Here is a 24,581-nt window from a genome sequence, read left to right on the forward strand (position 1 = left end):
CGTCAGGGGAGGCGCCTTGTGAGCTCTGCCCCTGTTTTATAGTTGAACAGTATAAGCGTTGAACTTATGGGCTACTGCCAAGAGGGCGTGTCTAATTGATCAAGGACAATCTTGATTCTATTGAGGTTTTCACGCCGGAGCCGCAAGTGTAGTCGGTGATGCGGGTATTCACCTACTATTTGCAAGGGATTTTTTCAATTTAGCGGGCTTGTTTGAAGAATTCGATCTGAAAGCTGCCGGGCAGTTCGAACTCCACGTGATGCAGAACTTGGGGCTCAATCGCCACACATTGTCCGGCTGTCAGCACCACTTCAGTAAAAGGCTCCTGATCCAGAGCAAAGCGCAGCACGCCGGTTTGAACACGCAGCAGGCCCCAGGTGCCAACTTTGGTGTTGTGGGCACGGCGCAAGGCCTCGGGCAAATTGGCCGGCGTGAAAACGGGGGATTGGCTGTAGCGCTCCAGCCCTTCAGGCAGGGTGTCAGGCAGGCGCGTTTGATTGCTTTGCGCCTGATAGGTCTGCCAAAGTTTGGCGGCAATGCGGTCTGCCATAGCGTCTGCCTTTTGTTGCAGGGTGGGTTTGCCCAGCGTGGCCGTGGTTTGGTGGAAAATTTCCAGCCAGCGTTCAAACAAGGGCCAGGATAACTCGGGCAGGGCCGCATGGCGCGCAATCGGGGCGCCCTTGAAGCGGCGTGTGCCCAGCAAAATGGCCGACCAGAAATCGCACAGCATATCCAGATGCTCGTCCCAGTCCTGCACATTGTGTTCAAAAATCGGGCCTAGCTGCGCATCTTGCCGAACCTGGGCGTAGAACTGGGTCACCAATTGGCGAATGTCGGCTTCAGTGTAAGCGGCCTGTGGCGGCAAGTGTGTCATGAGTATCAAGCAGAGAAGCTAAAAGTCGGCATTCTCGGTCTGCTTGAAAAGTACTCAAATGACAAAAGTCATGAGTGCGTCGATCGCTTAAAAAGAGCGTTGGGCTGGACTGGCCAAGCGGCGCAGGTGGGCCTGGTCATGTACCTGCCAATCGCTGCGCTTGCCACTGACGTAACCACGCGCCTGCCAGTCGGTGAACAATCGGCTCAAGGTCTCTGCCCGTATACCCAGATGGGCGGCCAGTTGCCGTTGGTTCAAGGGTAACTGGATTTTTTCCCCTTGGCGGGCTTGCAGATTGAGCAAGTAGTTCGCCAAACGCTCGGCGGCCGAGCTGGCTGAAATCCAGTCCACTTTATTGACTTGTGCATACAAGGCGCTGCTCAAGCCCGCCATCATGTTCATGGCCAGTTCGGGCCAGCGGCGGCAGGCTTCTTGTAGGCTGCTGCGCGAGAGTTTGTAGACGCGCACGGTTCCCTTGGCGCGAGCGCACATGGGGTAGCGACCATGCGGCATGAACATGGCGGCTTCCGCCACCAATTGGCCGGGCTCGAAAACATTGAAAACACGTTCGTCGCCATTTTGGCTGTAGCGCAGGATTTCTACCTGACCAGTGTCTACCAGCAAGCAATAGCGGGCCTCGTCGCCTTCATTGAACAGAATCTGCCCAGAACTGGCGTTTTGAGCCAAAGCGTCACGGCACAAATGCTGGATGACCTCGATGGGCAAACCTTGCAGGAGACGGTGGCGAGCCAGCAATTCAAACAAAGCTGGACACGAGCCGGGCATGTTGACTTTTGTCATTGGGGGGCTGGGATGAAGATGGGAGAATTCCCATTTGATAATAGTTCTCATTATACAAATCTTCATGCCATATATCTATCAAGGGTTCTGCCGCTGGGCTGCATCTCAGGGAAAAAGTGTCCGTTCAGACAGAGGGCAGCAGGCTATAGCCAGCCATGCGCGTGGACTTCCCTTAAATCAGGCTACCCCCAAGGCAATTGATGCTGGCTTATCAGGTAAGCGTGCTGCCATGCCCCGTCTGGATGAGCTTGATCTAAAAAACGGGGCACAGGTTCACGTTTTTGGTGGGGTTAAGGAGCGGGTTCGTGCTCGGTTTGCCTCTACGACGCTGGGTAACTCCAAAAGAGATGGCCGTGGGATGTTCGTTCGCAAGGTCTTGAGCCGTGTTTTGCCTGGCTTGCTCCTGGCCTCGCTGGTAGCAGGTGCCCAGGCCGCTCCCCGTTACGAGTCTCTGACTCTGGCCGGCCCAGGCGCGGTGGTGTCCTATCCCTTGATGCATATGGCGCAGACCCAGGCCTTGAGCCAATACACGGACAAGCTGGAGTTTCGTCTGTGGCAGAACCCGGATCAGTTGCGTGTTCTGCTGGCTAAAAAGGAAGTGGATTACAGCGCTGCACCCAGCAATTTGTCTGCCTTGATGTTCAACAAGGGGCAGGCCGTCAAACAGCTGAATATTTCGGTCTGGGGCATTTTGTGGCTAGTCAGCCGTGATCCCGCCGTCAAGAGCTTTAGCGATCTGGCCGGTAAGGAACTGCTGGTGCCATTTCAGCGCGATCTGCCTGCTGTCTTGCTGGATACCTTGCTGGTCAAGCAAGCCCAAGGGGGTAAGGAAACTGTACGCTTGCGTCGTACGCGCGATGCTCAGGACGCCATTGCCTTGATGCTGACCGGCCAGGGCGATCAAGCCTTGTTAGTTGAGCCCACTGCTTCCTTGCTCTTGTGGCAGGCGGAGCAGAAGAAGGTGGAGCTGCATCGCGGTCAAAGTCTGGAGCAAGCCTGGGCGCAGGCTTTTCCTTTGCAACAGGCGCTGCCGCAAGCCGGCGTCATGGCTAACGTCACTGTGGCCCACGATACCGAGCTGAATCAGGCCGTGGAACGGGCTTATGCCGAGTCGGCCCGCTGGTGCAGCCAGCAGCCGCAAGAGTGCGCCCAAATGGTTCATGGCTATTTGCCTCAGTTCCCGGTTCCGGCAATTCAAACCGCGATTGAAAAGACTCGTCTGGATAGTCGTCCAGCCAGTGAAATCCGCCCTCAACTGGAAGCGCTGTATCAATTGCTGGCGGATCAGCATCCCCAAGCCTTGGGTGGTGGCCTGCCTGCTGCCGGGTTTTATGGACCATGAAAAGCAAGCCGAATTTATCGGCACGTAGCTCTCGTGCCTGGGGTGTCGTGGGTGTGCTGCTGATTCTGCTGTGCTGGCAGATCAGCGCCATGTTTCTGGGGCCCTTGCTGATGGCTTCGCCCATGGAAACCGCCCGTGCGATTCCGCGTTTGATGATGTCCGGCCATTTTCTGAATGACGCCGGAGCTAGTTTGCTGCGCGTGGCCATTGGCGTCAGCGTGGGGTGTTCCATTGGTTTCACGCTAGGCATTTTGGCGGCGCACAGTCCGCGGCTGCGTGGCTTGCTGGAACCTTTGCGTTGGCTATTGATGGCGATTCCGCCTGTGGTGGTTGTTGTGCTGGCCATGCTCTGGTTTGGCCTGGGTTCGAGCATGGTGATTTTCATGACGGTGCTGATGATGGTGCCGGGCATGTACGTGAACACCGTCAAAGGGATGTTGCAGGTGGACCGCGATCTGATCGAGATGAGCCACGTGTACCGCTTTGGCTGGTGGCGCCGTCTGCGTCACCTGTATCTGCCTTCTCTGACGGCTCCTTTGACTGCCGCTTTGCTGATCGCTTGCTGCGGTGGGGTTCGTCTGGTGGTGATGGCCGAAGTGCTGGGTGCAGAAAGTGGCGCAGGCTATGCCTTGGCCAATGCACGTAGCACCTTTGACAGCGCCGAGCTGTACGCCTGGGTTGTGCTGATTCTGGGCTTGGTCGCCGTGATTGAATTTGTTCTGCTGCAACCCTTGCAGCGTCGTCTGGGACAGTGGCGGGAGGATAGCCATGCTTGAGCTAAGCCATGTCCAGGTCCTGTTCGGGCAAAAGCCGGTTTTGCAGGATTTAAGTTTCATCTTGCAGGCCGGGCAGCGCCTGGGCGTTCTGGGGCCTAGTGGCGAAGGGAAAAGTACCTTGCTGCGTTTGGTTGCGGGCCTGATCAAGCCTGATTCCGGCCAGGTCTGGAACGAGTTTCGTCACCCCGTGCTGGTGTTTCAGCAGCCCCGTTTGTTGCCTTGGCGCAGCGTGCTGGACAACGTGCAGATTCCGCTGCGTGCGCAAGGCTTGTCGGCTGCGCAAGCCAAAGAGCGTGCCATGTACTGGCTGGGGCAGGTGGAGTTGGCCGGTGTCGCCCAGTCCTGGCCCGGCGAGTTGTCCGGTGGCATGGCGCAACGGGTGGCACTGGCCCGCGCCTTTGCCTTGCAACCGGATCTTTTGCTGCTGGATGAACCCTTCAGTGCTCTGGACCCGGCGCTGCGCAATAGCCTGGCTCAAGTCTGCCTGTGCTGCCTGGAAGAAACCGGAGCAGCGCTGTTGTACATCAGTCATCAACCCCGTGAATTGATGCGGGTCGCTGATTCCTGCCTGCTGCTGCAAAAGGGGCAAGGGCAGTTGTTTGAGCCGGTGGCCCCGGCGGATATCGCTGCCCGCGAGCGTCTGGCCGATTCCTTGTATGCCCAACTTTTGTCTCAGGAGGCTTTGACGCCATGACTGCCTATCCCGTGATCCTGCTGTTCCATCTGTTTGCCGCTCTGTTTTTCATTGGCACGGTGTTCTTTGAAGTCTTGATGCTGGAAGGCATACGCAAGCACGTTCCGCGAGAGGCCATGCGCACCTTGGAGATTGCCATTGGTGACCGTGCCCGGCGCATCATGCCCTGGGTTCTGCTGGTTCTGTACAGCGCCGGGATAGGTTTGGCCTGGCATCACCGCGCTGCGCTGGCCCATCCTTTCGATAACACTTTGGGCCTGTTTTTGACCATCAAGATTCTGTTGGCGCTTAGCGTTTTTGGTCATTTTCTGACGGCCATGACTTTGCGGCGCACCGGGCGCATGAAGTCCATCCATTTCAAGCGCATTCACCTAAGCGTGTTCTGTCACATGGTCGGGATCGTGATCCTGGCCAAGACCATGTTTTATCTGCACTGGTAATTTCACTTTCTATCGAGAATACGATGTCACACGTTCCTGTATTGCGTCGGCTGACGGTCAGCCTGGCGCTGGGAGGGCTGTGGTCGGGCGCCGCCTGGGCCGACCCGTCTACCTCCATCTTGTCTCCCATTGTCGTCGAGGCGCCTGTCGGGCAAAGCGTGCTGCAGGCCGACCTGCGACAAGAAAAGGCTCGCCTGGATGCGGTGCCTGGTGGCACCAATTTGATTCAGCCGCAGGAAGAACTGCGTCTGGTGACTTTGCGCGATGCCCTGGACTATCAGCCCGGCTTGATCGTGCAGGATTTTTTTGGCGGGATTGATCAGCCTCGGCTCAATATTCGCGGTTCGGGGATTCAAAGTAATCCGGTCAATCGAGGTGTCTTGCTGTTGCAAGATGGTCAGCCTTTGAACGAGGCGGACGGCTCGTTTGTGATCGGCTTTCTGGAACCGCGCAACAGCTCCTTGGTCAGCGTGCGGCGTGGTGCGAATGCCTTGTCGGCCAGTGCGACCACTTTAGGTGGAGAATTGGATTTTCGCTCCATGAACGGTACGCAGGGTGACGCCATCAGCGTGGAGGGCGGCAGTTTCGGGCGTCTGGGTTTGTATGCCGCCAAGGGTTTTCAGACGGACGAGTTTGATGGGCGCTTGGCAGTCAGCCATGACAAGGCTGATGGCTACCGTCATCACTCGGATTCCGAGCGCACGAATGTACAGGGCAATATCGGTTTCAAGCGCGGGCAGTTCGAGAATCGCACCTACCTGTCTTATGTGGATTTGAAGTTTGATATTCCCAATGTGGTCCCACGCGAACGTCTCTACAGCGATCCGCGCAGTGTGATGGGGGACTATGGCACGCCGCAGGATATGGCAGCTAACGTCTATAAACGTGACCCGAATCGCAAGGCTACTCAATTCCGTCTGGCTAACCGTAGCTACTGGGGCACTGAAGATTTCAATCAGACCGTGGGGCTGTATTGGCAGACGGTGGACGATACCTTTACGAATCCGCAGGTGTCTTCGCCCACCAAGGGCCACACCTATGGGGCGCAGTGGCAAATTGCTGGCCGCGAAGGTGCGTTGGATTACCGTGTGGCTTTGGATTGGGCGCGCAGTGATATGGATCGTGAGTTGTATGCGGTCAATCCCGCCAATGGCAGCCGTGCCTTGTTCTTTGGGGACTATCGCCTGCGCGCTGAAAACCGCAATGCGCTGTTGGGTTTGAGCTGGAAGGTTGCGCCCCAGTGGACCGTGGTGGGGGATGTGAAGTACAGCCAGGCGATTCGTGATGCGCGCAATCGTTTGGGGGGCGATACCCTGAACCAGAAATGGTCCTACGCCAGCCCGAAACTGGGCGTGGTGTGGCAGCCGTCCGAGGATTTGCGGGTGTTTGCCAATGTCAGCCGCAGTCATGAGGCGCCTACGTATTGGGAGATCATCAGTGCGGAAGTACCGCAGCCCATGAATGTGCGCTCGGCAGTGACAGGGCTGACGGAATTGAATGTGCAAAAGGCGACGACTTTTGAGTTGGGTGGTGCCGGGCGTTGGGGCAGTGGCGAATCGGCGGTGGACTGGTCCCTGGCTGTGTATCGCAGCAATGTGAAAGATGAGCTGATGGCTGTCAGTGATGCAACCGGGGCTTCATCGGTGACATTTAACTATGCTGATCGGACGCGGCACCAGGGCGTGGAGGCTGGTTTGAGCGGTTCCTTGCCTGCTCCGGCTGCAGGGCGCTGGGACTATCGTCTGTCCTATACCTACAGTGATTTCCGCTTCCGAGGGGGCGAGTATGAAGGCAATCGTATTGCCGGGGTGCCCAAGCATTTGCTGGGTGCAGAACTGATGTATCGACGTGGTGGCTGGCGGTTTGGGCCGAACGTGCGCTGGCTGGCTTCGGATACGCCGACCAACCATCAGAATGTGGAAGGCACGCATCAAAATGCTTATGCCATTTGGGGTTTCAAGGTCGCTTATCAGCATGACAAGCATTGGAGTGCCTATCTGATGGCAGATAACATTTTTGATAAGACCTACGCCAGCAGTTATGTGATTCGACGTTCGGCTTCGGAGGCGATGCCTACTTATCTGGCGGGCAATGGCAGGAGTTTCTTTGGTGGGGTGAAATATAACTTCTGATCGTTTTTGATGCCTTGGTTTTTGGCTTGATGATTAGTTAACGATTAGGCAGGAGTTGTCTCAGTGGAGACGCCCCTCTGGCCTGCGCCGGGGCCTTGGGGCTTGAGCACTTGCCGGTGCTGCGCACTGGTCCCCTTGTCAAGAGATCAGGCAGGGCGCACCCAGAACTCACCCGGTACTTGGTCCCCCGGACCAAGTGCAAGCGTCGGGTTCAAACAGCTGGGTGCTTGAACCCCTGCCTGATCTCTCGCCTGCGGCAAGCACTCTGAATCGCCCCAAGGCCCCGGCGCAGGCCAGAGGGGCTCACAGGGAATTCTTGCCTTAAGGCTTTCCGACTACAGGGGCGTGACTTGGGCTTTCATTGCACGGTTCCTTGGATCGGCCACGGGTTTATGACGCTGTGTCTGGGTGGATTAAGGCCCGCTTGTATCTGAATTGTTGTTGTTGTTGTTGTTGTTGTTGTTGTGTAGTGCGGTGGAAGAGTGCCTCTGACGTGTTCAGAGGCTTTTTTTTGGTCTGTTTGGATGTGTGTCTTGATCAGGATCAGCCGATAGGGCGGTCAGGGTGCACTTTCAGAATTATCTGACAGACCGGGGTGGAACGGGTAGGTAAGTTCAGGGTTCACCGTTCTCTTACATCCTTAGGTTTGTCAGCCATGATGAATACATACTTGTTGACCACTGAAGATATTGATCCTCGCACTTTGCCCGAGCAGGCCGTGCTGTATGCCCATCTGTTGACACGAGATGCCATGAATGATGAGTGCGTGCGCAAGTTGATGGCCGCACCGCGTTTCGTGCGTTCGGACAAGGGTATTCCGTATGTGGTGCTCAAGGATATGCGAACGCATCGCTGGACCCTGATTCGTGCCTGGCGCGAGTATCTGGAGATCAAGCGCGAGCGTTTGGCCAATCGTTTGGGAATCAGTGTGGCGGAATACAACGTGATCGAGAAAGGTCTTGTTCCATTGAGCCTGACGATGTTGGCTCTGTTGGCGCAGGGAATGGGTCTGGACGAGACGCAGTTGCAGATGTCTTCGTATCAGCCCGTGCTGGAACCTTTGGCTTTGAGCTAGTGCCAAGGGATTAAAAAGAAAGCTACGACAGGAAAGGGCAGGTGCAGGCAGCAGCTTGTGCCAGGCTCAAAAGCAGTTCCGGCCCCATCACGTTTATCGCGCGATGGGGCCGGTTTTTTGGTGCAGGATTTGGCTGGTTTTACTCGGCCGAGTCTTCGGTTTGCAGTTTCACTACCTGCTTGGCTCGGGTGTCGACATGCAGGGAGAAGATGTCGGGGCGCGAGTAGTGGCCGTAAACATCAAAGTCCAGGTTGGCCTGTTTGAGCAGGTCCATATCCAGTTCGGCGTACAGCTCGGTTTCTTCGTCAAACACCGGGCCGGCCAGCACTTCGCCGGTGGGGCTGACGATCATGCTGCCGCCGTGCATTACGTAGCTGTCCGGAGCAAATTCGCCGGGCAGGGCAAATTCTTTCTGGAAGGACTCGGGGTAATTGTTCAGGCGGATGGCCTGGCAGGCGGACAGCACAAATACACGGCCTTCAACGGCGATGTGAATCATGGACGAGGCCCAGGTGGGGCGGTCGTCTGCCGTGGGGGCGCAGTACAGTTCGGTGCCTTGGGCATACATGGTCTGACGCAGGGTGGGCATGTAGTTCTCCCAGCAGATCACGTTGCCGATTCGGCCCATGGGGGTGTCGACAGTGCCCATGGTGGAGCCATCGCCAAAGCCCCAGACCAGACGTTCCTGGCCGGTAGGCATCAGTTTGCGGTGGATGCCCACCACGCCTTTGCCCGGAGCCAGTGTCAGAGCGGTGCAGTACAGGGTGCGGCCCATTTTTTCGATTACGCCCATCACGGTGTAGACACCGGTTTGGGTAACGGCATCGGCCAGTGCTTCCAGTTCAGGGCCCCCCAGGGTGACAGCGCCTTCCACATACATCTGGTACAGGGCACGGCCTTCAGGACGGCGGTTGCCGATGACGCTGCCAAAGCTGATGCCTTTGGGATACCCGCCCAGAAAGGCTTCGGGAAAGACAGCCAGGGTGGCGCCATTGGCAGCCACACGCTGCAAGATGGCGGCGGCTTTTTCTACACTGCTGGCAGAGTCAAACGGGATGGATGCCGCTTGTATAACTGCAACTTTGCTCATAACTAGGTCTCCTTTAAAGGTCAGCCTGCGGACAAGTCCACGTTTTTGGTTTCAGGCAGGCGGGTATACAGGATCAGGAAGCACACCAGGGATACGGCAGCCAGGTACCAGGCCGGTACGTTGGGGTTGCCTGTGTACTGGATCAGGGCGGCAGCAATGAAGGGGCCAGGACCAGCCAGCAGTGCCGACGAGACGTTGTGACCCAGTGCGGCGCCGGTCGAGCGAATCGAGGCGGGGAACACTTCCACCAGCAGCACCACGTTCATGACGGCAGAGATGGCTACCAGGAAAGCCATGATGATCAGGCCCAGCAGAATCAGCGCGGGTTTGCCGGAGTTCATCATGATGAAAATCGGGTAGGCCATGATGGTCAGACCCGCAGCGGCAAACAAGGCCAGTTTGCGGCGACCATAGTGGTCCGAGAAACGGCCAACCAGTGGGTGCAAGATGCAATACACCACCAGCGAGGCACTGCACAGCCACAGGGCCGAGGTTTTGCTCATTCCCAGGATGGAAACCAGGTGGTTATTGGCGTAGGTGATGAAGTAGTACAGCGACACCAGGAACAGGGCGGAGAACGCAAAGGACAGAACAAAGGCGTTGAACTTGTCCTTGGACGAGACGCGCTCCAGTGTGTTGTTGGCTTTCTTTTCCTGCAGCTCGTGGTAGACGGGGGTGTCGTTCAGTTTGCGACGGATAAAAACCGCAATGAAGGTCATCACAATCGACAGCACGAAGGGCACACGCCAGCCCCAGCTGTAGACCTGGGCTTCGGTCAGCGTGGCGTTGATGGCGGCAGCGGTGGCGGTACCGAGCAGGAAGGCGATGCCGGCGGTGAAGGTCACTACGCTGGCGGCGGTGGCACGACGGTTGGAGGGGGCGCTTTCCACCAGGAAAATACCGGCAGCGGACCATTCACCACCCACCATCATGCCTTGCAGGAAGCGCAGCACAACCAGCAGGATAGGAGCGGTAATGCCGATGGTGTTATAGCCAGGCAGCAGGCCAATCAGGGTGGTGAATACACCCATGCCAAAGACGGTAATCATCAGCACGGTCTTGCGGCCAAAGCGGTCGCCAATGGGGCCCAGAATCAGGGCGCCAAAGGGGCGCGAGACAAAACCCACGGCAAATACGGCCAGGGACGAGAGCAGGGAAACGCCAGCGGCGTCGGATGGAAAATAGATGCTGCCGATAATGGCTGCAAAGTAGCCATAAATCGCGAAGTCAAACCATTCCATGAAGTTGCCAATACCAACGGCAACAACTTGTTTTTTACTTAAGCCCGGCTGGCCTGGGGGGGCCGATTTGGCATGTGCAGGGGCGACGGTAGCAGTGCCCATAAAGATCTCCTCGAGCAGGGCAGGTGAATACCCGACCCTTATTGTGGTTGTGGCTGATTTTTAGTCTAATCAAGCCAAATAATTATTCAAACTAATTAGAAAAATGGCTTCCATTAATATCGCTAATATCAGGCGGATGGATCTGAACCTGCTGCTGGTGTTCCAGTGCTTGATGAACGAGCGCAGCGTGACCAAGGCCGCCAATGCCCTATTTCTGACCCAGGGCGCGGTCAGCGCGTCCTTGCGCAAGTTGCGGGTGGTATTCAATGACGAGCTGTTTACCCGTGGTTCGCACGGAATGACGCCTACGCATCGGGCCTTGGAGATTGCCCCGCAGATATCCGAGGCCCTGAAAAGCATCTCGGCGCTGGTCACATCCGAGCAGGAGTTCGACCCAGCTCGCTCCAGCCGGGTTTTTCGCATCGCTTTGTCCGACGATCTGGAAAATATGCTGGCCAAACGCATGATTCGCATGGCTGACGAGCAGGGCTGGACGATCAGTTTTTCCTTCTACCAAACCAATAGCTATTTGTGGCCGCAAAGCATGGTGGAGCATGGGGCGGATCTGGCGATTTGCTCCAGCCCCAAATTTCTGAGCACCATGCACAAGTCGCAAGTGCTGTTTTCCGCTTCCTATATCTGCATTTACGATAAGCAGTCCATTGCGTTTTCAACCCCCATCAGCAAGCAGGAGTATCTGCATGCTCATCATGGGCGGGTGTCCTTTGACGGCTTGCGCGGCTTTGTCGATGAACTCTTTGATGCCGAGCGACTGCAGCGCAAGGTCAAGGCCTCGTTCACGCATTTTTCCGGGGCAATCAACGCCATTATTGGCAGCCCTTTGGTGCTGACCATGCCCGATTACGCCGCCCGTTCCTTTGTGGAATGCAATAGTCGATTAGCCGTCTCGCCGGTGCCGTTGCGGGTGCCATCTTTTGTGGTGTCCATGATTTGGGACATCAACAAGGAACATGATGAAGAAAGCCGCTGGTTGCGGCGTTTTGTGCTGGAGCTGACCGAGTCTGTCAGCCAGTGACGTGCTGCTGATACGATCCGGCGGCGTACTATTGCCCCTGTTCTGTTTTCTTTTCTACTACCCGCCATGCGAATTTTATTGATTGAAGACGAGCCCGATTTGGCCCTGTGGCTGACACGCAGCATGCAAAAGAAAGGGTTTGCAGTCGAGTGGTCCAACGACGGGATGGTGGCCTACCATCGTTTGCAGATCGAGGAATTTGATGCACTCGTCCTGGATCTGGGCTTGCCGGGCATGGACGGACGTGCCTTGCTGGCACGTCTGCGTTCGGAGGATAACCGGACTCCCGTGTTGATTTTGACGGCTCGCGACTCCTTGCAGGAGCGAGTGGAAGCCCTGGAGTGTGGGGCGGATGATTTTTTACCCAAACCTTTTCGTATTGAAGAGCTGGTGGCGCGCGTTAATGCCCTGATTCGTCGTAGCCGGGGCAAGGACAAACCGCGTATGGCGTGTGGCAGCCTGGTCTATGACTTGTCCACACAGCGCTTTACGCTGGATTCGGCGCTTCTGTCCGTGTCACCGCGTGAGGCCGAGGTACTGCGTATTCTGGTGCAGCGTAGCGGAGAACCTGTGAACAAGCAGTTCATCCTGGATCGGCTCAATGACAAGGATGAGGATGAAATCAATATCGAAGCTATCGAGGTATTGGTGCATCGCTTGCGCAAGAAACTGCAGTCCTCGGATGTCCATATCGTCACTTTGCGCGGCGTAGGTTATTGCCTGGAGCCTGTGGGCGATGATGAGCCTTAGCGTATTGCCTTATCGGGGGCAAATATGGCCTTAAGCAGTCTGCGTCGTACTTTGTTGTTCATGCTGATTCCTGCGGCTTTGCTGACCTCGGGCGTGTCCCTGTTTGTTTCCAGCATGACTCTGAAGGATCAGGTCAACGCCGCGTTTGACCGGGCTTTGGCCGGTGCCTTGAAGTCCATGTCGTCCAATGTCTTGACCATTAGTGGCGGGCTGGCGATGGAGCAGTCTTACTACATGATGGAGTTCATGGAGTACACCATCAGCAGTCAGGTGTATTTCAGGGTGGCTACTGAAGATGGTTTATCGGAAATTGGCTTTACCGGTATGCCGCTGCCCGTGCGGCGTCTGCTCAGTAATCAACCCGTTTTCTATGACGCTGAATATCTGGGAGAGCCCTTGCGCATCGCGGCGGTGGCGCTGGAGTCGGATGGGCGCCTGCAGACTTATCAAGACAGCCGAATTCTGATTCAGGCTGGTGAAAACCTGAGCGAGCGCCATGCTTTCATACGCAAAGTCATTATCCAGAATCTGATTCAGGACGTGGCGGTGCTCAGCCTTTTCATTATTCTGATTCTGGTTGGCACCTTGCTGGCGCTACGCCCTTTGCGCAAGTTGAGCGCCGAGGTACGGCATCGTTCCCCCGATAATCTGGAACCGATCAGCGAGGCCAGCCTGCCGCGAGAGGTCCGGCCTTTGGTACAGACCATCAATTTGCATATGGATCGTTATGCACGCAAATCACGCGAGCAACAGCAGTTTCTGGACGATGCCTCGCACCAGTTGAAAACCCCCTTGGCTGTTTTGCTGACCCAGGTGGATTTTGCCCTGTCTCTGGCCAAGACCGATGAAATGAAGGAGGTGCTGGAGGCAATTCAATTACGCTTGAACAACACGGCTCAGATGACGCATCAAATGGTGGCCTTGTCCAGGGTTCGCGATGCTGCTGACCAGCTACGCACCCGCGCGGCCTTGGGCACAGTCGACTTGTGCCAGCAAGCCGGGCTGGTGGTGGATGAGCTCTGGAGCCTGGCGAGGTCCAAGCGTCAGGACCTGGGCCTGGACGCGCCCTCCACCCCTGTTCGGGTAGCCGGGGAGGCTTGGCTCTTGCAACAGGCTTTAAGCAATATAGTCAGCAATGCCATCAAGTACTGCCCACGTGCTGCATGCATTACGGTAACGGTGCGCAAGGAAGGGCCGGTGTGCAGCATTCAGGTTGAAGACGATGGTCCGGGTATGAGTGCTGATGATATGGCCAAGGCGGGCCATCGTTTCAGGCGTGGCGAGGCGGGGAAGGCCTTGCAGGGCTCCGGTTTGGGGCTGGCGATCGTACAGGCTATTGCACAGATTCATGGCGCCCGCATGAGCTTGCGGACAGGCCCGCAGCAGCGTGGTTTGATTGTGCGTTTGGAGTTTGATTCGCTTGAACACTGATTGGATTGTTCAGGGTATACCCTTGAAAATCGTGTTTTTTGGCGAAATTGAAAGGTAGGCGAAAGCTTCGCTCCGGTAAGGTCGCACCCATTACAACGACTAAGATCCTCCTGGAGGCGAATCAATGACTATCCACATGAAACTACGGGTGCTACTGGCCAGCAGTATTCTGGGCTTGAGCAGCCTGAGTGGCGTACAGGCCCAGCAACCCTCCAAGCCTGAGTGTATTGCTCCAGCACAGCCAGGCGGCGGGTTTGACCTGACCTGTCGTGTAGCCGTGAACGGTTTTCTGGAAACCAAGCTGCTGGAAAATCCCATGCGCACCGTCTATATGCCCGGCGGTGTAGGGGCGGTGGCCTATAACCATATCGTGGCGCAGCGCCCGGGCGACGGCAATGCGATTGCTGCTTTCTCGGGTGGCTCCCTGCTGAATCTGGCACAGGGCAAGTTTGGCAAATATTCGGTAGAGGACGTGCGCTGGCTGGCGTCGATTGGCAGTGATTACGGCGTGGCTATTGTGCGTGCGGACTCACCCTATCAGGACCTGAAATCCCTGATGGAGGCCTTCAAGGCCGACCCGACCAAGATTGTTCTGGGAGCGGGTGGTTCCGTGGGTGGGCAGGACTGGATGAAGGCTGCGTTGACGGCCCGTGCCGCAGATGTGGATTTCCGCAAAATGCGCTTTGTTGCCTTTGAGGGCGGTGGCGAGGCGATGACGGCCCTGCGCGGTGGTCATATTCAGGCCTATATGGGTGATGCAGCCGAAGCTCACACCATGCTGGAGGGTGGAGCGCCTATTCGTGTTCTGGCTGTCTTTAACGATAAGCGACTGGACGGTGCGCTGGCCGAGATTCCCACGGCCAAAGAGCAGGGCTTTGATATCGAGTGGCCTATTATTCGCGGCTTTTATGTGGGCCCCAAAGTCTCTGACGAGCAATATCAGTGGTGGGTTCAGGCGTTCGAGCAACTGATGAAAACGCCCGAGTTTGCTCGCATGCAAACCCAGCAGGGCCTGTTCCCCTTCAATATGAGCGGCCAGGAACTGGATGCTTACGTAAAACAACAAGTACTTCAGTATCGAGAATTGGCTGACTCGTTTGGCCTGATCAAGAAGTAAGTTTTTACGGTACTCCCGGCCGGTTTGCGCCGGGAGTGCCGCCTGTCTGCCCCGTCGTCCATGGCGGGTGAATCCGGAGATTCCAATCATGACGCTGAATGATCGCGTACTAGGCGTGGGCGCGCTGGTGCTCGCTGCCTTGATCACCGCTTTTGGCTACGACCTAGAGCCCCCATTTTCCTATGAACCTGTTGGGCCCAAGGCCTTTCCCTTATTGCTGGCCTTGATCATTGCTTTATGCGGGCTGCGCCTGATTATCAAAGGTGGTGGGACTGTGCCTGCCAACCCCAGTGGAGCCAATGGCCGCATCTTGATGATGGTGGCCTACCTGGCGGCTTATGCCTGGCTGTTTCAGTGGCTGGGTTTCATCATTGCCACCACGCTGATGGCTACCTTGGTAGGCCGTTTGTTTGGCGGTAGCTGGAAGCAGGCCCTGATTGGCGGGCTGGCGATGGGAGTGGGGCTGTTTCTGCTATTTGATTTGGGCTTGGATGTGGTTCTGCCCTACGGCATCCTGGGAGAGTGGTTATGAGCTCGATTCTTGATTATTTGAGCGTAGGCTTTGGCGTTGCTTTTTCTGCCCAGAATCTGCTGGTCGCCGCGATTGGCGCTTTTATCGGCACCATTGTGGGCGTGTTGCCTGGGCTGGGGCCGATTAATGGTGTAGCCATGCTGGTGCCGATTGCCTTTGCCATGAAGCTGCCTCCGGAGTCTGCTCTGATCCTGCTGGCCGCTGTGTATGTGGGTGCGGAGTATGGTGGTCGTATTACCTCCATTCTGATCAATGTGCCCGGTGAAGCGGCAGCGGTCATGACGACGCTGGACGGTTATCCGCTGGCGCGCAAAGGTTTGGCCAGTGTGGCCTTGTCCCTGTCGGCTTTTTCCTCGTTCATCGGGTCCACCATTGCCATCTGCGGTATTGTGCTGCTGGCTCCCATGCTGGCGGGCTGGGCGGTTGCCTTTGGCCCGGCCGAGTATTTTGTGCTGATGGTGTTTGCCTTTTGTGCGCTGACCAGTTTGTTGGGGGATGAGCCAGTCAAAGGTATCCTGGCCGCTATGCTGGGCCTGTTCATTTCTACGGTGGGAGTGGACGCCAACTCGGGGGTATATCGGTACAGCTTTGATATTCCGAACCTGGCAGACGGCATTGATTTTGTTGTTGTCGTAATTGGTTTGTTTGCTGTGGCAGAGATGTTGCAGATGCTGGAAAACCTGTTGGGTGGCGTGTCGATCGAAGTACCTAAAAGCAAGCGCAAGCTCTTTAACCTGAAAGAGCTGGGCATGACCTGGTGGAGCACCGTGCGTGGTGGCGTGATGGGTTTTTTTATCGGTATCCTGCCCGGTGCCGGGGCCAGTGTGGCCTCTGCGGTGGCCTACGCCAATGAGAAAAAATATATCGAAGGCAAAGATCCCAATGCCATGTTTGGCCAGGGCGATATGCGTGGCCTGGCTGCGCCAGAGGCGGCCAATAACAGTGCTGCAACCGGCTCCTTTATTCCCATGCTGACACTGGGCGTGCCAGGCTCTGGAACAACGGCGGTCATGATGGGGGCCCTGACGCTGTACAACATCACGCCAGGGCCGGTGCTGTTTGAGTCTCAGCCACAGATTGTGTGGGGCTTGATTGCTTCCTTGATGGTCGCCAACGTCATGCTGTTCTTGATGAACGTGCCCATGGTGCGGGTCTTTGCCTCCATGCTGGCTATTCCTCCGCGCCTGTTGGTGCCTGGTATTTTGGCGATCAGCTATATCGGGGTCTATGCCATCAATGGCACGAGCTTTGATCTGCTGCTGGTCGTTGGTATCGGCGTTCTGGGCTACTTCCTGCGCAAGATGAACGTGCCCATGGCACCGATGGTGCTGGGAGTGGTTCTGGGCAATATGATGGAGCAGAATCTGCGTCGCGCGCTGTCCATCACGAACGGTGAAATCGGTATTCTGTTCGAGAGCAAAGTTTCAATTGCCTTGTGGATCGCGGCCGTTTTGGTTAGTGTAGGTCCGATCGTGCTGCGTCGTATTGCAGGGCGCAAGCAACTGCACGACGAGACATAAATAGGGGGACCCCACCGCCTCGGTGGGGCTTTTATCGGGAGAAAGCGCCAGGCTGCGGCCTGGCCTTGTTGTTTTTGTTATGGCTATCTGGTTTCGAATTGCCCTGGGTTTTGGGGTAGCCCTGCTTGGTGCCCTGGTGGCCAGTTGGCTAAGTATGCCTTTGCCCTGGATGTTGGGTGCCCTGATCTTGACGGCAGCTACCAAAATGGCAGGCAGTCCGGGGGCCTGCATGCCGCTGGCGCGCAACGCAGGTCAATGGGTTATTGGAACATCCTTGGGGCTGTATTTCACTCCGGCCATGGTGCATCTGATTGGCAGTAATGCTCTGTTTATCGTGATGGGCATGGTGTTTGCGCTGGTCTTGTGCTGCATAGGTACATTCATGCTGACTCGTTATGCCGGTACGGATCTGCGTACTGCCTGGTTTGCCAGTGCAGTAGGAGGAGCCAGCGAGATGACGGGGCTGGCGGAGCGTTATGGCGCACGTCCGGATCTGGTCGCCTCTGCACATGGTTTGCGGGTGCTGATGGTCGTAGTGATTATTCCCTTCGCGTTCGAGGCTTTGGGCTTTTCAGGGGAGCAGGCGGGAGCTGTCGTACGGCCTGATTTTTTGAACCTTCCTGGCCTGGCTCTGCTGGTGCTGTTAAGCAGTGCGGCCGGCTTCCTCTTTCAAATCCTGCGTTTGCCCAACCCTTGGGTGCTAGGCCCTTTGTTGGTGGTGGCCATTCTTACGTATAACGACATTATTTTGTCGGGCCTGCCGATACAAATTTCCAACTTGGGGCAGCTGTGCATTGGCTGGGCTCTGGGCGACAAGTTCGGGCCGGACTTTTTCCGTCGTGCTCCCAGGTATTTGGGGGTCGCTGCCATCAGTAACCTGATCAATCTGTGCTTGGCGTTTGCCTTCGCCTATGGCCTGTATCGGCTTTCCGATATTGCCTATCCCACGTTGGTGCTTGGCGTTAGCCCAGGCGGCATTGCAGAGATGGCGATTACCGCCAAAGTGCTGCAACTGGGAGCGCCGATGGTGACCTCCTTTCAGGTGGCGCGCATGGTTTGCGTGTTGGTGTTGACCGGACCTTTATATACCCGTCTTGCCCGCTACTTAAAACTGAGTTGAGGGCTGTTCGTATCAGCCTGATGAAAAAAGCCCGGTGTCTGACCGGGCTTTTTTTCTTTTGCACCAAGAAAGGGTGGCTTGCGACAGAGGGTTAGCGACCAGGCGTGACTTTGCCATGCTCGCCGATCTCGGTCAGGCGCTCGCCCATCAGGGTGGCTTTCAGCATTTTTCCGGCTTGTGCCAGCTTGCCTTCGCGCACGCTCCAGTACTCCGCACTATCAATATGCACGCACACCAGCGCCAGATCGGGGTCGGTAATGCCCTCGGCAAACCAGGCTTCGGTCATGGTGTTCCAGAAGCGTTCTTTCTGGTTCATGGAGTCGACCATGCGGGCCATACCGGACACCGACACATAGGTGTCGCTTTTAGGGTCGGCATAGCTGACGTTCACATGCGGATTGGCGCTCAGATTCCTGACCGGGTCACTGCTGCGCGACATGAAGAACCATAGCTTGTCATGCTCATAGTCCTCTTGGGTCGAACCCATTTTTGCCTTCTGGGTTGTCATGGGCCAGGCATGGAGTTCGCCATTGGCCGCATGGGTGACGAACATCGCAAAGCGGATGTCCTTGATAATCTCTTGCAGATGTTCAAAGGAAGATTCAATTGTTTCGTTCATGGCATCTCCTTGAGAAGGTTGAAGAGTTAAGACTGCTTACTTAATCACCCCGCAAGCAAAGCGTCCGCCACCGCCGCCCAGGGGCGCGGGGTGGTCGGAGTGGTTGTCACCGCCTTCGTGAATCATCAGGGAGCGGCCCTTGATCTGATCCAAGGACTTCAGGCGTGGGGCCAGAACGGGTGTGCTGGCGGTACCGTCAGCCTGTACATACAGGGCGGGCAGGTCGCCCAAGTGGCCGTTGCCCCATGGGAAGCCGTGCTTGCCGGTTTTTGCAGGATCCAGGTGGCCGCCCGCTGCTCCGGCAGGCGTTACCTTGCCGTCTTTTTCGCTGGGGGCGCAGCTGGCATTCTCATGCACATGGAAGCCATGTACACCGGGTTTCAGGTTTTTCAGGTCTGGCGTGAAAACCAAACCATGCTCTGTCTGACGGACGCTAACCTGGCCGATCTGTTCGCCAGCACCGCTTTCGGTCGCCATATTCATGGGGATGATGACGTCGGCCAGCGAGGGGGCGGATAAAGCAAGGGTGGCGCCTGCGGTGGCCAAGACCATTGCGCATCGCGCTTTGAAGGAAGAAAAACGCATAAGGCTGATTCCTTTGCTGAAATAAAACAGAAGGTTAGATCAGCCTAGCATTGCAGCCGCGCCATGCAGTTAAGAGACGTTTCTCTTTGTCAGTAAAGTCGGCCTGAAAAAGTGCCTGAAAGCGGTGGACCAAGCAAGGGTTTAGTCGGTCCGACAAGGGTAGTCCCGGCCTATCGTCTTTTCCAGAAAACGAGTTACTGCCTTGATGCGGGGCAAGTATTGCAAGTCCCGATGCACTGTCATCCAGATGGTGCGACGTACGGTAACTTGTTCATCCAGCAGCTTGATCATGCCCAGTCGTTCCGGTTTGGCAAAAGAGGGCAGCATGACGATACCTGCACCGGCTGCGGCTGCAAACATCTGGGCAATCATGCTGGAGGACTGAAAAGCCAGCTTGGGCCGGGAGATGATTTCATTAAGCCAGCGCACGGTATCCAGCTGGATCAGGTCGTCCACATAAGAGGCAAATTGGTGATCCAGCAGGTCGTCCAGATCACAGGGATGACCGTGACGGGCCAGGTACTCGGGAGACGCGTACAGATGTAGCGGAAAGGAGCCCAGGGGCACCACATCAATGGACTTGCCTGCCATGGGAAAAAAACTCAGGAATACATCCGCTTCGCGCCGGTTGACGTGCATTTGCTGGGTCGTCGTGACTAGCTCAATGGCGATTTTGGGGTGTAGCGATGAAAAGCCCTGAAACTCTGCCGCCAGATATAAGGAGGCAATGCCTTCCATGGAGCCGACCCGCACTGTGCCGGAGGGCTCTTTAGGGCGATCCCCCAATTGTTCTGCCAGAGCCACGGCACTGGCTTCCATGGACTCCACATACTCCAGCAAGCCTTGCCCGCCTGCGGTCAGATGCAGACCCTGGTTACTGCGCTCGAAGATGGGCGCGTTAATCGTTTCTTCCAGTCGGCTGATATGACGGCTCAGGGTGGACGGGTCTACCTTCAAACGTCTGGCGGCCGCGCCCAGGGTGCCGCAGCGCGCCACTTCCAGGAAAATTTTCAGATCATGCCAATTGGGATCAATAGGAGACATGGCTACAACCCTGGACAAGAATATTTGCAAGGCGGGTACCAAATAATGGACGAAACCCGTGCGTATTTTTAAGTCTACTGCGAGCTATCACGGTATAGATCAAGCTTTCAGGGAGTTGCAAATTTGCAATGCACCTTGTGTTGCGGACGGCCTTGTTTGGAAAGAGAAATAGAGGCTGCCATGTACCCCCGAGGCAACGGAAGTACATGGCAGGTACTGCTAGCAGGGTGGGTCAGACGATGGCCTTATTCCTCCATCGTTTCCGAACTGGCTACCTGACCGTCCTGCATGGGCTCACTGCTACGTGATTGTTTACCGCTTGCGCTGTTTGGTCCTCGGAAAGTAGCGGGCGTGATGCGTCGACGATCAATGGACAGATCAAACACATCGAAGCGGTTGTAGTAGCCCACAATGTCGTGGAACTGCTTGGGTTCCACGCAGGCGTTCAAGTCAAAAGTGGCGTAGGCAATCCCTTCTTCATTTTGCAGAAAGTCGCCTACGGATGCGCCGGTGGGGTCCAGGAACTGGGTTGCCGCGCGCGGGGTGTTTTCCAGCACTTCGCGCGCCTGGGCATCTCCGCCTTCGGTCAGGGCATCAAGCATGGCCTGGTCCATGAAACCGGCATTCAGAATGCCGAAGACTTTGGACTCAAAAGAGTGGCCGCCTGCTCGTATTTTGTTGGCTGCCACATTGTCAAAGTTCTGGCCGGATTTGGGCATGCGGGTCGGCCAGATCGCCGGCCAGGCGGAGATGTGAATCTGCTCGCCCTGGGCCGCTAGTGAGTAGCGGGCCAGCGGGTTGGTGTTCTCCCCGCAGATCAGGGCACCGATGCGGCCAATGCGGGTTTGGCACACGCGCAGACCATGGCCATCGCCCGGAGCCCAGACCATTTTTTCGTAGAAGGTGGGCACCAGTTTACGGTGGTGATTCAGGATGGAACCATCATCGCCAATGATCACATTGGAATTCCAGATGCAGCCTACGCTGGCCTCGGTGCTTTCGCTAAAACCCAGGGACACAAAGATGCCATTGCGCTTGGCAGCGGCACGAATCTGGGCGATTTCCGGGCCATCAATATGGATGCTGTTGGCTGCCATTTTCTTGAACCAGTCGTGGTTGTAAATGGGCGCCCACAGCGCGGCCCAGACTGGAAAACCGGGGATGAAGGCTTCGGGAAAGGTAATCAGCTCGGCACCGTGGCGGGCGGCCTCGTCAATAATGGCAATGGCCTTGCGTACCGAGGCGGCCGCGTCCATGTAAACAGAGGCAATATGTGCCGCGGCAACTTGAGTGATTGGAAGTGACATGGTGTGTTTCTCTCTACGTTTAATGAACGGTGGCCTTGGCCACACCTAATCCGGTTTCCCGGTGAACCGACATCTCTACCCACCTGGATTCCGACAGGGCGCTGCGGGTGAACAGCGAGAACAGAATCACCAGTAAAAAGCCCAGAGGGATGGAGATAATTCCGGGATTGCGCAAGCTGATCAGGGGCTTGGACAGGCCCACCACGCTGCTTGCATCGGCAGGAATGGCATCTGCCGTGGCCTGGGCTGCGTTGCGTTCAGTGACCAGCTTGTCGCGCAGGGCAGGGTCGCTTGCCGTGTTCAGCTTTTGATTGACGGTGGTGACAGTGGCCAGTGCCGCTTCTTTTTGCAGCAGCGGGTAGCTCATGTTGGGCGATACCAGCACCAGCCCGATGGACAGGATCGTTCCGCCTACTACACCCGCCACCACACCGGCGGTATTGCAGCGTTTCCAGTACAAGGTGCAGACCAGCGCTGGCAGGTTGGCCGATGCGGCAACGGCATAGCCCAGGCCCACCAGATGCGCCACGTTCTGTCCCTTGGCCGCAATACCGGCAGCGATGGAAATCACCGCCATCAGCAAGGTGGCGATACGCGCTGCAATGACCTGTTCGCGCTCGGTGCCCGCACCATTGCGAATCGCGCCGATATACACGTCATGGGCCAGCGAGGAAGCTGCGGCCAGTGTCAGGCCGGCCACCACCGCCACAATCGTGGCAAAGGACACGGCAGCCACCACGGCCAGCATGAAGTTGCCCATCATGCTCTCCGGCCCCCCACCCAACAGTTGCGCCAGCATGGGCGCGGCCAGATTGCCGCCCTTGTCCAGGCCCAGAATCGCGCTGGGGCTGACATTCAGTGCGGCAGAAAAGCCGATCACCACAATGAACAGATGGCACAGGCCGATGGCAAACATGGCGTACAGTGCCGATTTGCGGGCGGCTTGCGCATGTGGCACAGTGAAAAAGCGCATCAGGATATGTGGCATTGCGGCGGTTCCCAGCACCAGTGCCATACCCAGCGAAATCTGTTCGACCGGGTTTTTCAGATACAGGCCCGGTTCCAGAAAGCGCTGTCCGGCTTCGGCCACACCCAGCGAAGATTGCCCCAGGAAATTGATCACATGATTCTGGATGGCGGGGCTGGAAATGACCGAGCCAAAAAACGCTTCCACGTTAAAGCCGTAGGGCGCCCAGGACAGAATCACCAGCACGAAGCAGAAACTGATCAGCAGACCAGCCTTGAGCACTTGCACTGAGGTAGTGGCACGCATGCCACCAAATAACACGTAAATCAGCATCATCAGGCCGACGATGCCAACAGAAACCTCATAGGGAATCCCGATCAGCGCCCGGATAATCACGGCACCGCCCACAATCTGCGGGACCATGTAAAACAGCGCGACCAGAATGCTGGACCCGGCCACAACCAGCTTGGTGGCACGGAAGTTGTTTCGATAGGACAGCACATCGCCCAGCGTGTAGCGACCCAGATTCCGGCAAGGTTCGGCCACCAGAATCAGCACTGGAATGAAGGATACGAAAAAGCCCACCAGATAGCTGATACCGTCCAGACCATATATCGCGATCAGCCCGGAAACGCCCAAAAACGCGGCGGCTGAGAGGTAATCCCCGGCAATGGCCAGTCCATTAAAACGGGCGCTGATACCGCCGCCCGCCGTGTAGAAGTCGCTGGCAGTGGCGTTGCGGCGTGCCGCCAGAAACGTGATGCCCAGCGTGAACAAGAACAAGAAGGCGAATACTGAAAACGTCAGCACCCTGTTGCCTTCATTAACCAAGGTGCTTTCCTGTGCGAGCGCAGCTTCGCTGACAGCCATCAAGGCTGTCGCAAATACTATTTTTTTCATGATGAGCCCCTTAAACGGTCGCGGAGCGCATTGAGAACTGCTGGGATTCTTCTTGTGTTAACTGCTGCACCATCTTGTCCAGGTGACGCAACTGGACGGCATAGCGCCAGGCCACGGCACCCCCCACCAGATACTGGGCGATCAGATACCAGAGCCCGAAATTGGTGGAGTTGCTCAGTTTCAGACGAAAAAGCTCGGGGCTAAGACTGGAAAGAATGGGAACCAGAAAAAAGAAGGCCATGCTGACAAACAACAACCGCAGCACCACGCCTCTTCGCTTGCGTACCAGATCCTGGAATTGAGGCTTTGCGTACAGCGCCTCATAAACCTGGGCAGAGATATCCGCCATGTTTGTCTCCTTTTTTGATTGGATTTGTATTTGCCATTCTTAAGAAGAAGGGCGCGATAGGAAAGCGCCAATGTTGCAAACCCTCTTGCAAATTTGCAGGATGAGGTGGGATGCCACACCGCAGGGACTTTTCTATATCTAAATGAGAATTATTGTTAATATGCTCGCTTCATTCGACATCCGTCTCTTGTATTTGCCATGTCCCGCCGCCCCACGTCCAAGAAAGGCTGGCTCGCTCATTACAGCGGGCTGATCGGCTCGTGGGCCAAGCGCAGCTCTTTGCCGCAGGACGCGGAAGATGCCGCGCAGGACTCCATTGAAGGCTTGCTGCGCGGCGAACATGCTGCGGCACTGAATCAAAAAGCCTATATGTATCGCAGTGCGCAAAACCAGCTGATCAGTGAGATCCGCCGTCAGTCGCGCCACGACGTGGTGCCTCTACACGATTTGCGAGAGGAGGAGCACCCGGTAGGTCTTGGACCCGAAAGTGATCTGCGCATGGAGCAGCTCAGCCAGGCTTTGCGGGACGCTTTGCAGGAGTTGCCCTTGAAGTGCCAGCAAGTGTTTTTGTGGAACAAAATAGAGGGCTACACGCAAAAGGAAATTGCAGAGCAGCTGGGTCTAACGTCCAGCTCGGTGGAAAAATACATGAAGCGGGCATTGCGGCATCTTCAGAAAAAGTTACAAAACTATGCCCCTCATTGATTCCGGATTTCCTTATGCATAAACGTCTTATC

24 protein-coding genes are annotated in these 24,581 nt (G+C 56.4%); 14 read left to right on the forward strand and 10 right to left on the reverse strand.

The window, feature by feature from the left end; translation table 11 throughout:
- Positions 1–199: 199 nt before the first annotated feature.
- Together ACLPGZ_RS00905 and ACLPGZ_RS00910 are read right to left on the reverse strand one after the other, a co-directional pair.
- Positions 200–874, reverse strand: coding sequence for a DUF1971 domain-containing protein (locus ACLPGZ_RS00905; protein ID WP_115634495.1), 675 nt, complete (start codon positions 872–874; stop codon positions 200–202).
- A gap of 87 nt (positions 875–961) precedes the next feature.
- Positions 962–1,675 carry a Crp/Fnr family transcriptional regulator gene (locus tag ACLPGZ_RS00910; protein WP_239054810.1) on the reverse strand — a complete coding sequence of 238 codons (714 nt, stop codon included), beginning with the start codon at positions 1,673–1,675 and terminating at the stop codon, positions 962–964.
- A 229-nt stretch (positions 1,676–1,904) separates the two neighbouring features.
- On the opposite strand from ACLPGZ_RS00910, the gene ACLPGZ_RS00915 reads away from it, so the two are divergent.
- The 6 genes from ACLPGZ_RS00915 to ACLPGZ_RS00940 all read left to right on the forward strand — a co-directional run bounded on the left by ACLPGZ_RS00915 (position 1,905) and on the right by ACLPGZ_RS00940 (position 8,134).
- Entirely contained in the window at positions 1,905–3,017 is a 1,113-nt protein-coding gene (locus tag ACLPGZ_RS00915; protein ID WP_429640930.1) for an ABC transporter substrate-binding protein, read from the forward strand.
- The gene (locus tag ACLPGZ_RS00920) at positions 3,014–3,793 is read left to right on the forward strand and encodes an ABC transporter permease (RefSeq protein WP_239054808.1); all 780 of its coding nucleotides are present in this window, start codon (positions 3,014–3,016) and stop codon (positions 3,791–3,793) included. Before ACLPGZ_RS00915 ends, ACLPGZ_RS00920 begins: the two co-directional genes overlap by 4 nt.
- Positions 3,786–4,487 carry an ABC transporter ATP-binding protein gene (locus tag ACLPGZ_RS00925; RefSeq protein WP_239054807.1) on the forward strand — a complete coding sequence of 234 codons (702 nt, stop codon included), beginning with the start codon at positions 3,786–3,788 and terminating at the stop codon, positions 4,485–4,487. The genes ACLPGZ_RS00920 and ACLPGZ_RS00925 overlap by 8 nt, the downstream gene beginning before the upstream one ends.
- A complete protein-coding gene (locus tag ACLPGZ_RS00930; protein ID WP_035270184.1) occupies positions 4,484–4,927 on the forward strand; it encodes a CopD family copper resistance protein in 444 nt (147 codons plus the stop codon). The genes ACLPGZ_RS00925 and ACLPGZ_RS00930 overlap by 4 nt, the downstream gene beginning before the upstream one ends.
- 23 nt (positions 4,928–4,950) lie before the next feature.
- The gene (locus tag ACLPGZ_RS00935) at positions 4,951–7,059 is read left to right on the forward strand and encodes a TonB-dependent receptor family protein (RefSeq protein ID WP_429640931.1); all 2,109 of its coding nucleotides are present in this window, start codon (positions 4,951–4,953) and stop codon (positions 7,057–7,059) included.
- A 655-nt stretch (positions 7,060–7,714) separates the two neighbouring features.
- On the forward strand, positions 7,715–8,134 hold the full coding sequence (locus tag ACLPGZ_RS00940) for a helix-turn-helix domain-containing protein (RefSeq protein WP_239054805.1): 420 nt from the start codon (positions 7,715–7,717) through the stop codon (positions 8,132–8,134).
- Between the two features lie 139 nt (positions 8,135–8,273).
- Here ACLPGZ_RS00940 and ACLPGZ_RS00945 read toward each other — a convergent pair whose 3' ends face one another.
- Together ACLPGZ_RS00945 and ACLPGZ_RS00950 are read right to left on the reverse strand one after the other, a co-directional pair.
- Positions 8,274–9,224: a carbon-nitrogen hydrolase family protein gene (locus tag ACLPGZ_RS00945; RefSeq protein WP_021447211.1), complete on the reverse strand. Its 951-nt coding sequence runs from the start codon at positions 9,222–9,224 to the stop codon at positions 8,274–8,276.
- A 20-nt stretch (positions 9,225–9,244) separates the two neighbouring features.
- Positions 9,245–10,567 (reverse strand): MFS transporter, encoded by a 1,323-nt coding sequence (locus ACLPGZ_RS00950; RefSeq protein WP_060185407.1) that lies wholly within the window; start codon positions 10,565–10,567, stop codon positions 9,245–9,247.
- 103 nt (positions 10,568–10,670) lie between these two features.
- On the opposite strand from ACLPGZ_RS00950, the gene ACLPGZ_RS00955 reads away from it, so the two are divergent.
- The 7 genes from ACLPGZ_RS00955 to ACLPGZ_RS00985 all read left to right on the forward strand — a co-directional run bounded on the left by ACLPGZ_RS00955 (position 10,671) and on the right by ACLPGZ_RS00985 (position 18,073).
- The gene (locus tag ACLPGZ_RS00955; RefSeq protein ID WP_009463447.1) at positions 10,671–11,603 is read left to right on the forward strand and encodes a LysR family transcriptional regulator; all 933 of its coding nucleotides are present in this window, start codon (positions 10,671–10,673) and stop codon (positions 11,601–11,603) included.
- 66 nt (positions 11,604–11,669) lie between these two features.
- Positions 11,670–12,353: a response regulator gene (locus ACLPGZ_RS00960; protein WP_035270192.1), complete on the forward strand. Its 684-nt coding sequence runs from the start codon at positions 11,670–11,672 to the stop codon at positions 12,351–12,353.
- Between the two features lie 24 nt (positions 12,354–12,377).
- Positions 12,378–13,784: a sensor histidine kinase gene (locus tag ACLPGZ_RS00965; RefSeq protein WP_115634489.1), complete on the forward strand. Its 1,407-nt coding sequence runs from the start codon at positions 12,378–12,380 to the stop codon at positions 13,782–13,784.
- Between the two features lie 124 nt (positions 13,785–13,908).
- A complete protein-coding gene (locus ACLPGZ_RS00970) occupies positions 13,909–14,901 on the forward strand; it encodes a Bug family tripartite tricarboxylate transporter substrate binding protein (protein ID WP_035270195.1) in 993 nt (330 codons plus the stop codon).
- A 94-nt stretch (positions 14,902–14,995) separates the two neighbouring features.
- The gene (locus ACLPGZ_RS00975) at positions 14,996–15,433 is read left to right on the forward strand and encodes a tripartite tricarboxylate transporter TctB family protein (protein ID WP_035270589.1); all 438 of its coding nucleotides are present in this window, start codon (positions 14,996–14,998) and stop codon (positions 15,431–15,433) included.
- A complete protein-coding gene (locus tag ACLPGZ_RS00980; protein ID WP_009463441.1) occupies positions 15,430–16,953 on the forward strand; it encodes a tripartite tricarboxylate transporter permease in 1,524 nt (507 codons plus the stop codon). Before ACLPGZ_RS00975 ends, ACLPGZ_RS00980 begins: the two co-directional genes overlap by 4 nt.
- A 79-nt stretch (positions 16,954–17,032) precedes the next feature.
- Positions 17,033–18,073 carry an AbrB family transcriptional regulator gene (locus ACLPGZ_RS00985; RefSeq protein ID WP_239054804.1) on the forward strand — a complete coding sequence of 347 codons (1,041 nt, stop codon included), beginning with the start codon at positions 17,033–17,035 and terminating at the stop codon, positions 18,071–18,073.
- A 91-nt stretch (positions 18,074–18,164) separates the two neighbouring features.
- On the opposite strand, the gene ACLPGZ_RS00990 is transcribed toward ACLPGZ_RS00985, so the two are convergent.
- The 6 genes from ACLPGZ_RS00990 to ACLPGZ_RS01015 all read right to left on the reverse strand — a co-directional run bounded on the left by ACLPGZ_RS00990 (position 18,165) and on the right by ACLPGZ_RS01015 (position 23,844).
- Positions 18,165–18,692 (reverse strand): pyridoxamine 5'-phosphate oxidase family protein, encoded by a 528-nt coding sequence (locus ACLPGZ_RS00990; RefSeq protein WP_115634485.1) that lies wholly within the window; start codon positions 18,690–18,692, stop codon positions 18,165–18,167.
- Between the two features lie 36 nt (positions 18,693–18,728).
- Complete coding sequence (sodC, locus tag ACLPGZ_RS00995) at positions 18,729–19,277, reverse strand: superoxide dismutase family protein (protein ID WP_009463437.1); 549 nt, start codon at positions 19,275–19,277, stop codon at positions 18,729–18,731.
- 141 nt (positions 19,278–19,418) lie between these two features.
- Positions 19,419–20,321 (reverse strand): LysR family transcriptional regulator, encoded by a 903-nt coding sequence (locus ACLPGZ_RS01000; protein WP_239054803.1) that lies wholly within the window; start codon positions 20,319–20,321, stop codon positions 19,419–19,421.
- A gap of 245 nt (positions 20,322–20,566) precedes the next feature.
- Positions 20,567–21,628 (reverse strand): carbon-nitrogen hydrolase family protein, encoded by a 1,062-nt coding sequence (locus tag ACLPGZ_RS01005; protein ID WP_239054802.1) that lies wholly within the window; start codon positions 21,626–21,628, stop codon positions 20,567–20,569.
- Positions 21,629–21,647: 19 nt separating this feature from the next.
- Positions 21,648–23,495, reverse strand: a complete 1,848-nt coding sequence (locus ACLPGZ_RS01010; protein ID WP_239054801.1) for a solute symporter family protein — start codon at positions 23,493–23,495, stop codon at positions 21,648–21,650.
- 10 nt (positions 23,496–23,505) lie between these two features.
- Entirely contained in the window at positions 23,506–23,844 is a 339-nt protein-coding gene (locus ACLPGZ_RS01015) for a DUF485 domain-containing protein (protein ID WP_060185399.1), read from the reverse strand.
- 198 nt (positions 23,845–24,042) lie between these two features.
- On the opposite strand from ACLPGZ_RS01015, the gene ACLPGZ_RS01020 reads away from it, so the two are divergent.
- A complete protein-coding gene (locus tag ACLPGZ_RS01020) occupies positions 24,043–24,549 on the forward strand; it encodes an RNA polymerase sigma factor (protein WP_239054800.1) in 507 nt (168 codons plus the stop codon).
- Positions 24,550–24,581: the final 32 nt, after the last annotated feature.

The organism is Alcaligenes sp. Me129 (assembly GCF_050487245.1).
GTDB classification, from domain to species: domain Bacteria; phylum Pseudomonadota; class Gammaproteobacteria; order Burkholderiales; family Burkholderiaceae_B; genus Alcaligenes; species Alcaligenes phenolicus.

Excerpts from the sequence above, each read along its gene's own strand:
- ACLPGZ_RS00980 (WP_009463441.1), top strand. The coding sequence starts at position 15,430 with ATGAGCTCGATTCTTGATTATTTGAGCGTAGGCTTTGGCGTTGCTTTT.
- ACLPGZ_RS00930 (WP_035270184.1), top strand. The coding sequence starts at position 4,484 with ATGACTGCCTATCCCGTGATCCTGCTGTTCCATCTGTTTGCCGCTCTG.
- ACLPGZ_RS00990 (WP_115634485.1), bottom strand. The coding sequence starts at position 18,692 with ATGAACGAAACAATTGAATCTTCCTTTGAACATCTGCAAGAGATTATC.
- ACLPGZ_RS00955 (WP_009463447.1), top strand. The coding sequence starts at position 10,671 with ATGGCTTCCATTAATATCGCTAATATCAGGCGGATGGATCTGAACCTG.
- ACLPGZ_RS00905 (WP_115634495.1), bottom strand. The coding sequence starts at position 874 with ATGACACACTTGCCGCCACAGGCCGCTTACACTGAAGCCGACATTCGC.
- ACLPGZ_RS00965 (WP_115634489.1), top strand. The coding sequence starts at position 12,378 with ATGGCCTTAAGCAGTCTGCGTCGTACTTTGTTGTTCATGCTGATTCCT.
- sodC (WP_009463437.1), bottom strand. The coding sequence starts at position 19,277 with ATGCGTTTTTCTTCCTTCAAAGCGCGATGCGCAATGGTCTTGGCCACC.
- ACLPGZ_RS00925 (WP_239054807.1), top strand. The coding sequence starts at position 3,786 with ATGCTTGAGCTAAGCCATGTCCAGGTCCTGTTCGGGCAAAAGCCGGTT.
- ACLPGZ_RS01000 (WP_239054803.1), bottom strand. The coding sequence starts at position 20,321 with ATGTCTCCTATTGATCCCAATTGGCATGATCTGAAAATTTTCCTGGAA.
- ACLPGZ_RS00920 (WP_239054808.1), top strand. The coding sequence starts at position 3,014 with ATGAAAAGCAAGCCGAATTTATCGGCACGTAGCTCTCGTGCCTGGGGT.
- ACLPGZ_RS00935 (WP_429640931.1), top strand. The coding sequence starts at position 4,951 with ATGTCACACGTTCCTGTATTGCGTCGGCTGACGGTCAGCCTGGCGCTG.
- ACLPGZ_RS01015 (WP_060185399.1), bottom strand. The coding sequence starts at position 23,844 with ATGGCGGATATCTCTGCCCAGGTTTATGAGGCGCTGTACGCAAAGCCT.
- ACLPGZ_RS00960 (WP_035270192.1), top strand. The coding sequence starts at position 11,670 with ATGCGAATTTTATTGATTGAAGACGAGCCCGATTTGGCCCTGTGGCTG.
- ACLPGZ_RS01020 (WP_239054800.1), top strand. The coding sequence starts at position 24,043 with ATGTCCCGCCGCCCCACGTCCAAGAAAGGCTGGCTCGCTCATTACAGC.
- ACLPGZ_RS00950 (WP_060185407.1), bottom strand. The coding sequence starts at position 10,567 with ATGGGCACTGCTACCGTCGCCCCTGCACATGCCAAATCGGCCCCCCCA.
- ACLPGZ_RS00970 (WP_035270195.1), top strand. The coding sequence starts at position 13,909 with ATGACTATCCACATGAAACTACGGGTGCTACTGGCCAGCAGTATTCTG.
- ACLPGZ_RS00915 (WP_429640930.1), top strand. The coding sequence starts at position 1,905 with ATGCCCCGTCTGGATGAGCTTGATCTAAAAAACGGGGCACAGGTTCAC.
- ACLPGZ_RS00945 (WP_021447211.1), bottom strand. The coding sequence starts at position 9,224 with ATGAGCAAAGTTGCAGTTATACAAGCGGCATCCATCCCGTTTGACTCT.
- ACLPGZ_RS00940 (WP_239054805.1), top strand. The coding sequence starts at position 7,715 with ATGATGAATACATACTTGTTGACCACTGAAGATATTGATCCTCGCACT.
- ACLPGZ_RS00985 (WP_239054804.1), top strand. The coding sequence starts at position 17,033 with ATGGCTATCTGGTTTCGAATTGCCCTGGGTTTTGGGGTAGCCCTGCTT.
- ACLPGZ_RS01010 (WP_239054801.1), bottom strand. The coding sequence starts at position 23,495 with ATGAAAAAAATAGTATTTGCGACAGCCTTGATGGCTGTCAGCGAAGCT.
- ACLPGZ_RS01005 (WP_239054802.1), bottom strand. The coding sequence starts at position 21,628 with ATGTCACTTCCAATCACTCAAGTTGCCGCGGCACATATTGCCTCTGTT.
- ACLPGZ_RS00910 (WP_239054810.1), bottom strand. The coding sequence starts at position 1,675 with ATGACAAAAGTCAACATGCCCGGCTCGTGTCCAGCTTTGTTTGAATTG.